Origin of the sequence: Brunnivagina elsteri CCALA 953, assembly GCF_002289455.1 — a bacterium.
GTDB lineage: Bacteria > Cyanobacteriota > Cyanobacteriia > Cyanobacteriales > Nostocaceae > Brunnivagina > Brunnivagina elsteri.
In genome coordinates this window covers 1-6007 of record NZ_NTFS01000396.1, presented here as the reverse complement: position 1 = coordinate 6007, position 6007 = coordinate 1, and the positions used below count along the sequence as shown (strand labels likewise).

The window sequence follows — 6007 nt, the reverse complement described above, 5'->3', positions numbered from 1 at the left end:
GCACTGAATATATACTATGTGCTTTTAGTTATTTTGTATGTCGGATAATAAGATAAATAATTCTTTGAAAGTTGTTTTTTTGTGGGATTGGGAAGATAATCCCTATAAAACATTACTGACAAAACATCTTAATTCTCTACCAATACGGGTAGAACAATGTGTCTGGAAATCATCTGAACTTCCATTTTTTCTACCGAAAGTTTTTACAAAGCTAAATTTTAAGAATATAAATTTTAATAACCTCAATGTTAAGAATATCAAAAACAACAAATTTGATATTCTACACTTTCAAACTCTACATCCATTCATTCTACCTAAAAATGCAAATAACAAAATTAGTAGTATTCTCAAAATAATTTTGTTTGTATGTCAATCATTGATATTAAAAAGTTGCGGAATTAAACTAGTTTGGACTGTGCATGAATGGTCAAATAAAGTTGATACAAAAAACAATTTTAGTAAATTGCAGGGATTAATTATAGGTTACTGTTTAGATGGGATTATTACACATTGCGATCGCACCAAACAAGAAGTTGAATTAAAGTGTTTTCTGAAGAATAAATCAAAGGTGTTTGTAGTGCCTCATGGCAATTATATAAACTACTATGAAAATACAATTAATAGTCTAGAATGCCGACAAAAATTAGGGATACCAGAAGAAAATACTGTATTTCTGATTTTTGGCTATATTTACCGCTACAAAGGAATTTTAGAAACAATAGATTGTTTTAAAAAGCTAAATTCTCATCTCAACCAGAATAATCTAACTTTGTTAATTGCTGGTAAAGCATGTGAAGATAATCTTGAAGAATTAATTAATAATAGTATTTGCAAATCTAAAAATATTCTGTTTTTTTCAGAAGAGATTCCAGATAATCAAGTGCAAATTTATCTAAATGCTTGCGATTGTGTCATGATTCCATACAAAGTTTTTACAACTTCAGGAGTAACACTTTTAGCGATGTCATTTGGTAAAGCTTGTATTGCCCCACAGATAGGATTTTTTGAAGATATATTGAATGATTCGGTTGCTTTTCTTTATGATTCTCATGATGTAAATGGATTGTTTAAGGCAATGCAAGAATCTGTAAATAAAAAAAATGAGATGTCAGAAATGGGTGAAAATAATCTGAAACTAGCAACTCAATATAATTGGGAGTTTATTGCTAAAAAAACTCTCGAAGTGTACAACAATTTTTTGATACAAATTTAGAGAGTGTTGATAAATTCTCACATAATACTGTAGGGTAAACAACCGTGGGTTCCCCTACAGTATTATCGATTAATAACTATATTTCACTCAACTAATAACTGCTGTATAAATATGCAGCAAGAGATGCAAAGTCTACCTATATTCTATCTCTAGTATTTTATCGATCAGTGGATGCTGTAGGTGGTTCTAGATTCCTCACGGCAGTCCAAGAATTGGTACTAGTGTCATAACAATACCACGCTCCCAGCTTTGCATCACGGTAGCAAAAGAGCGAACGACTGCCAGCACTGAAATTATCAGTAAGGTAATATAAAACACCACGAAATGGATATATCTTGCGACTCAATCGTTTGGCAACGGCTTGATTAGGGCATTCTACAACGAATACGGGTAGACCATCCAAGTGTGCCAACGAGAAGAAGCACATCCGTAAAATTGCCCGCAACCAACTTTCCGAACTATCGAAATAGTCGTCAATGATTTTATTGGTTAGAGCTTGCTCCAGGGAACGATTTTCTATATCTGGAGCATCGAGATTGGACATAGCACCACCTATCGCTACACCTTGATTGATGTCATTTGATATCTTATTCTGGAATTTATCTATATGCCAACCGGGTTTGTAGGGAAAGAGGGGAAAGGGACAAATGCTAAACTCAGTACTCAATCTTCCTAACTCATATTTAGGTTCCCACAAATTGGTAGAATTGAAGGCTGAATATGATACAAAAAACCCATGTCTACTGATACAAACCAAGCTACAACAAAAGGTGCTGATGCAATTGATTCCGCGATCGCACGTGGAATCGATTTTGATGGTACTACAATTCCTCAAGCCAAACTAGACCTATATAGCAATGTGATGGCTCTGGAAGGCAATCGTCAGCGTAGTGGAGTCTCAAATACAATGCGATCGCGGATTGTACGAATTGGTGCAAAACACATTTCTCACCCCGAACTCGATACAATGCTAGCTGACGCAGGTTTTTCACCTCTCAAGGAAAGGGAAATCGCTTTCTTTTATGGTGCTAAGTAGTTAATCGAACACGAAGCAAGAAATTATACAAATTGTAGGGGCAAACGGTTGTTTGCCCTAATTTAAATTCCATGCCCTAATTTATATTCCATACCAACCATTAACCATTTACTAATTCCAAAAACCAGTTACCCCATATCCTAAATCTGCCAACATGTGACGCAGCAACGGTAAACTCAACCCAATTACGTTGCTGTGACAACCGTCTATTTTCTCTACAAGTACGCTTCCTTTACCTTCCAAAGCAAAAGCACCAGCACAATTGAGTGGTTCTCCTGTAGCTGCATAAGCCTCAATCTCGCGATCGCTAACATTGGCAAAGTAAACTTTGGTTATTTGACACTTAACCAACATCCGATTTTTAGAAGTATCGATTAAGACATGACCCGTAAGCAAATCGCCGATATTACCACGCATTTCTTGCCAGCGTAAAATCGCTTCTTGCGGATTCGCTGGCTTACCATGAATTTGACCATTCACAGCTAAAACTGAATCACAACCCATCACCAAAGCCGAATCAAACTTGGGAGAAACCCTTTCGGCTTTGCGTTGTGCTAGTACCTGTACCAATAATACAGGGTCGCGTGATTGAACTTGGGACTCATCGAAATTACTGGCGCAAACTGTTGGTTCGATACCGATAGATTGTAATAATCGCTTACGTGCAGGGGAAGCAGATGCAAGTACAAATTGTGGAATACCCATAATGACGAGGACAAAAAAAGAGAAAGAGAATGTTTTTGAACCTCCCCTTAGAGTATGTTTGAAAAGTCGGACAAGGTATAAATTGTCATTCTGAGTGGAGTCTTACGGAACGTACGCACTACGCGTTGCCGCAGGCTAGAATCTTGCGTTTCATGCGTATATTGAGATGCTTCGTGCCTCAGCATGACATTTCGGGGTACTTTTCAAACATCCTCTTAGAGGCAGGGCTATTTAGTTTCCTTTTAGACAGGATTTGTCAAGATGGTTAGCGATAAAATCCTTACTTATGATGATGACGAAATGAACTTTTAAACACTTAAATACCCGTGATTTCGTTCATTTTATCGGCACGCTGGTAACAAAATAACTAGTTTTAAATTGCTAGAACCCTTGACTTTTATAGCGTTTTAGAGTGTGAATCACCCCTGCCCCTTAGAGGTGTTTATCAAATAATTATTAAGCGCCAAAAACCTTATTATAGAGTTCTCTAAAGAGGACTAAGGAACGCGGATTAAATAAAGTGCAAAATTACCAAAAGTAGGTGTGTTAGCGCAGCGTAACGCACCATTCCAAATCAAATCGAAAGTTGTAGGTTATCAAATCCTCATTCCTAAGCTACTAAACTCTTAATTTCTTCTCTGGCTCATAGCTGATTTGTGGTATGAATTATGCCTCAGATTTTATTTATAAACGCCCTCTTAGTAAGTGGAGATGGCACAGGGGGTGGGGTTAATTCTATTCGTCTTCATATTAACTTGCTATAGCCGTTAACCATTAACTAATAAACCTGAAACGAATCGATTGACTCTTGAATAATTCGTTTGACTTTTGACCAGCGTTTTTCTGTGACTGAGGCATTGAAAGTAAATAATTTACCACGACTAACTGTAACACTGGCTAAATTGTGACGTTGTTGATTGTTTGGAAGCTTGATTAAATATTCAAATTTGTAATATTTTTTGCCTCCAATTTCTCTTTCTGCTGCATCTACTAATTCAGCTTCCCTTCCAGAGCCTTCAGGAGCAAGGGCATTTTTACCTAGTTTATACCCGACTTCTCCAGGTGTACCCAACTCAGATAAGGTTTTCCCTCCTGGAACTGGACTAATTATCACCGATATGTTTTCTGATGGTTCGATAATGTCATGAAACACAGTATCAGGACCATTCGCAACTTTTACTTGTACCCAACCATTGGGATATGTAAACTCATAACCATCATCTGTATCTGCAAAACTTTTGAGTCCAGCCGCAGTTGCAATATCAGAATAACTGAAACTCAAGCTAAAAACCAATAATAAAATCAATCCAATTCGTGTCCACATTCTTTCTATTCCTTAGGCTGAGAGCAACAAGAGATTCATGCAATACATCTCTAAACATTGTCCCATCAAGAGTGACCATCGTAAAAACTACCCAGTGGATTATCGGAGTTCGTCAGAAGGAAATATAAAGTATGGAGACGTAGTAATGCTACGTCTCTACATCAGATTTTCCGGAGATATCTAAAGATATAAATGCGATCGCGCTTTGCTTCAAAGCTGCTTTCGTAGTGCTATATTACTCAACTACCATACTTAATGCCATCCTTAGCTTCCGCGACGAGGATGTTCAATGTCACTCAAACCACGTAATTTTCGACCTCCTGGAGGTCCTGTATAGACATCAGCTTGCGGAACTTCATTAGAAAACTTTAAGCCAGTTCTAGTTTCAAGCTCAGTAACCGAAACTTGAAAGTTATTGAATTCTCCAACAGGTCTAAGTCCAAAGGGAATTTTGTCAATAAACTTCTCCTGGCTAACAACATAAGCACTTGAATAGAGTTTGCCACTTCCATCTACGACCAAAACTACCTTCCAGAAGAATTTAGGAACTTGAATTCCCCGATGAACTACATCATTTTGTTGAAAAATGGGTCCAGTGAGAACAGTTGCCAAAAGATCATCTTGATCGGTGTTGGTGAGGATGAAATTTTCCAATCCCTGCCAGAGTTCTTGTGATTGATTAAACTGAAAGTGTTGGGGAGAGCAATTTGTAAAATGAAATGTATCGCTGTTGGCTAACCTAACTGTAGCTTCGTCTCCCCAATTTGGGTCTTGCCGACGAACTAAGTGCCCCCGGTCAAAAAAATTACCTCCAGGTTCATTGCCGTAGAAGTTATTTCCAACCTGCAAAGCTTGAGGTATGCGTGCATCAAAAAACCATTCATCCTTTCCTCGTTCCAGTCCAATCCACTGCTTGCCGTCAATATTAACCGCAGTGAAAAATGCCAGACGACGGGTTTCACACATTACGATCGAGAAGTGCGTATAGCGAAGAACATTATCTTGCACCCCTATTACAGGTACAACTGAACCAAATACCAGGGCAGTTGGTGTTAATTCTGGTAGAGGAATATTCATCCCCAGGAAGTCTGAATTATAACCTTTACGATCCTGATAATAGCTCAGAGGACGAACACTACTATCGTTACTGAAGCGATCGCCTGTGGATATAGGAGGATGCTGCTTTTTGCTTTCCAAGTTAATTTCAACCCTAATTTTATCATCCACTATAACAGGGGTATTACCTGTTTGACCAACAACACTTTCATGAGATGTTGTATCGGAAAATACTGGAATTTCTTCAATATCCTCCAGGAATGCTTGAATGATGGAAAAGGCAAAACCACCCCCCAAGCTTGGGGGGTAGGTATATTTTTATCCTTCCATACTGATAATGGAACAGGCGATCGCATTGGGGAACACCAAGAAATAAATTCTCCAACATTGTAGGGGTGGGGTGAGTCCACTTGGCGGTGTCGGTTTCCGTCCCCGAAGTTTGCTCAACGCGGGGAACCCGCGCACGCAACTTCTCTTCGTCAAAGTGGCGTTGGCGAAGCCTGCGCTTTGCGCTTACCTGAAAGGTCTCCCCACCCTTCGCGTGATAGTGTTGGTAAGTATATGAGAAAGAAGATTTTATTTTCTGGAAGTCCCTAATATATAGCGGTTCTCAGTTGATTTAAATACAGTTTGTGATTAAGAGTGCTGTAGGGGAACCCACGGTTGTTTGCCC

General features: G+C 38.5%; 6 protein-coding genes. 2 read left to right on the top strand and 4 right to left on the bottom strand.

The window, feature by feature from the left end; translation table 11 throughout:
• Positions 1-37: 37 nt before the first annotated feature.
• Positions 38-1213, top strand: coding sequence for a glycosyltransferase (locus CK510_RS24825; RefSeq protein WP_095724222.1), 1176 nt, complete (start codon positions 38-40; stop codon positions 1211-1213).
• A gap of 157 nt (positions 1214-1370) precedes the next feature.
• On the opposite strand, the gene CK510_RS24820 is transcribed toward CK510_RS24825, so the two are convergent.
• A complete protein-coding gene (locus CK510_RS24820; protein ID WP_095724223.1) occupies positions 1371-1757 on the bottom strand; it encodes a hypothetical protein in 387 nt (128 codons plus the stop codon).
• Between the two features lie 192 nt (positions 1758-1949).
• Between CK510_RS24820 and CK510_RS24815 the strand changes: the two genes are divergently transcribed.
• Positions 1950-2249, top strand: coding sequence for a small RNA NsiR4-regulated ssr1528 family protein (locus CK510_RS24815; protein WP_095724221.1), 300 nt, complete (start codon positions 1950-1952; stop codon positions 2247-2249).
• Between the two features lie 111 nt (positions 2250-2360).
• Here CK510_RS24815 and CK510_RS24810 read toward each other — a convergent pair whose 3' ends face one another.
• The 3 genes from CK510_RS24810 to CK510_RS24800 all read right to left on the bottom strand — a co-directional run bounded on the left by CK510_RS24810 (position 2361) and on the right by CK510_RS24800 (position 5631).
• On the bottom strand, positions 2361-2954 hold the full coding sequence (locus CK510_RS24810; RefSeq protein WP_095724220.1) for a Maf family protein: 594 nt from the start codon (positions 2952-2954) through the stop codon (positions 2361-2363).
• Between the two features lie 778 nt (positions 2955-3732).
• Positions 3733-4278 carry a photosystem II reaction center PsbP gene (gene psbP / locus CK510_RS24805; RefSeq protein WP_095724219.1) on the bottom strand — a complete coding sequence of 182 codons (546 nt, stop codon included), beginning with the start codon at positions 4276-4278 and terminating at the stop codon, positions 3733-3735.
• Positions 4279-4542: 264 nt separating this feature from the next.
• Positions 4543-5631: a DNA/RNA non-specific endonuclease gene (locus tag CK510_RS24800; RefSeq protein WP_095724218.1), complete on the bottom strand. Its 1089-nt coding sequence runs from the start codon at positions 5629-5631 to the stop codon at positions 4543-4545.
• Between the last annotated feature and the right edge of the window lie 376 nt (positions 5632-6007).

Coding starts and splice junctions, on each gene's coding strand:
- CK510_RS24825 (WP_095724222.1), top strand. CDS start 38: ATGTCGGATAATAAGATAAATAATTCTTTGAAAGTTGTTTTTTTGTGG.
- CK510_RS24820 (WP_095724223.1), bottom strand. CDS start 1,757: ATGTCCAATCTCGATGCTCCAGATATAGAAAATCGTTCCCTGGAGCAA.
- CK510_RS24815 (WP_095724221.1), top strand. CDS start 1,950: ATGTCTACTGATACAAACCAAGCTACAACAAAAGGTGCTGATGCAATT.
- CK510_RS24810 (WP_095724220.1), bottom strand. CDS start 2,954: ATGGGTATTCCACAATTTGTACTTGCATCTGCTTCCCCTGCACGTAAG.
- psbP (WP_095724219.1), bottom strand. CDS start 4,278: ATGTGGACACGAATTGGATTGATTTTATTATTGGTTTTTAGCTTGAGT.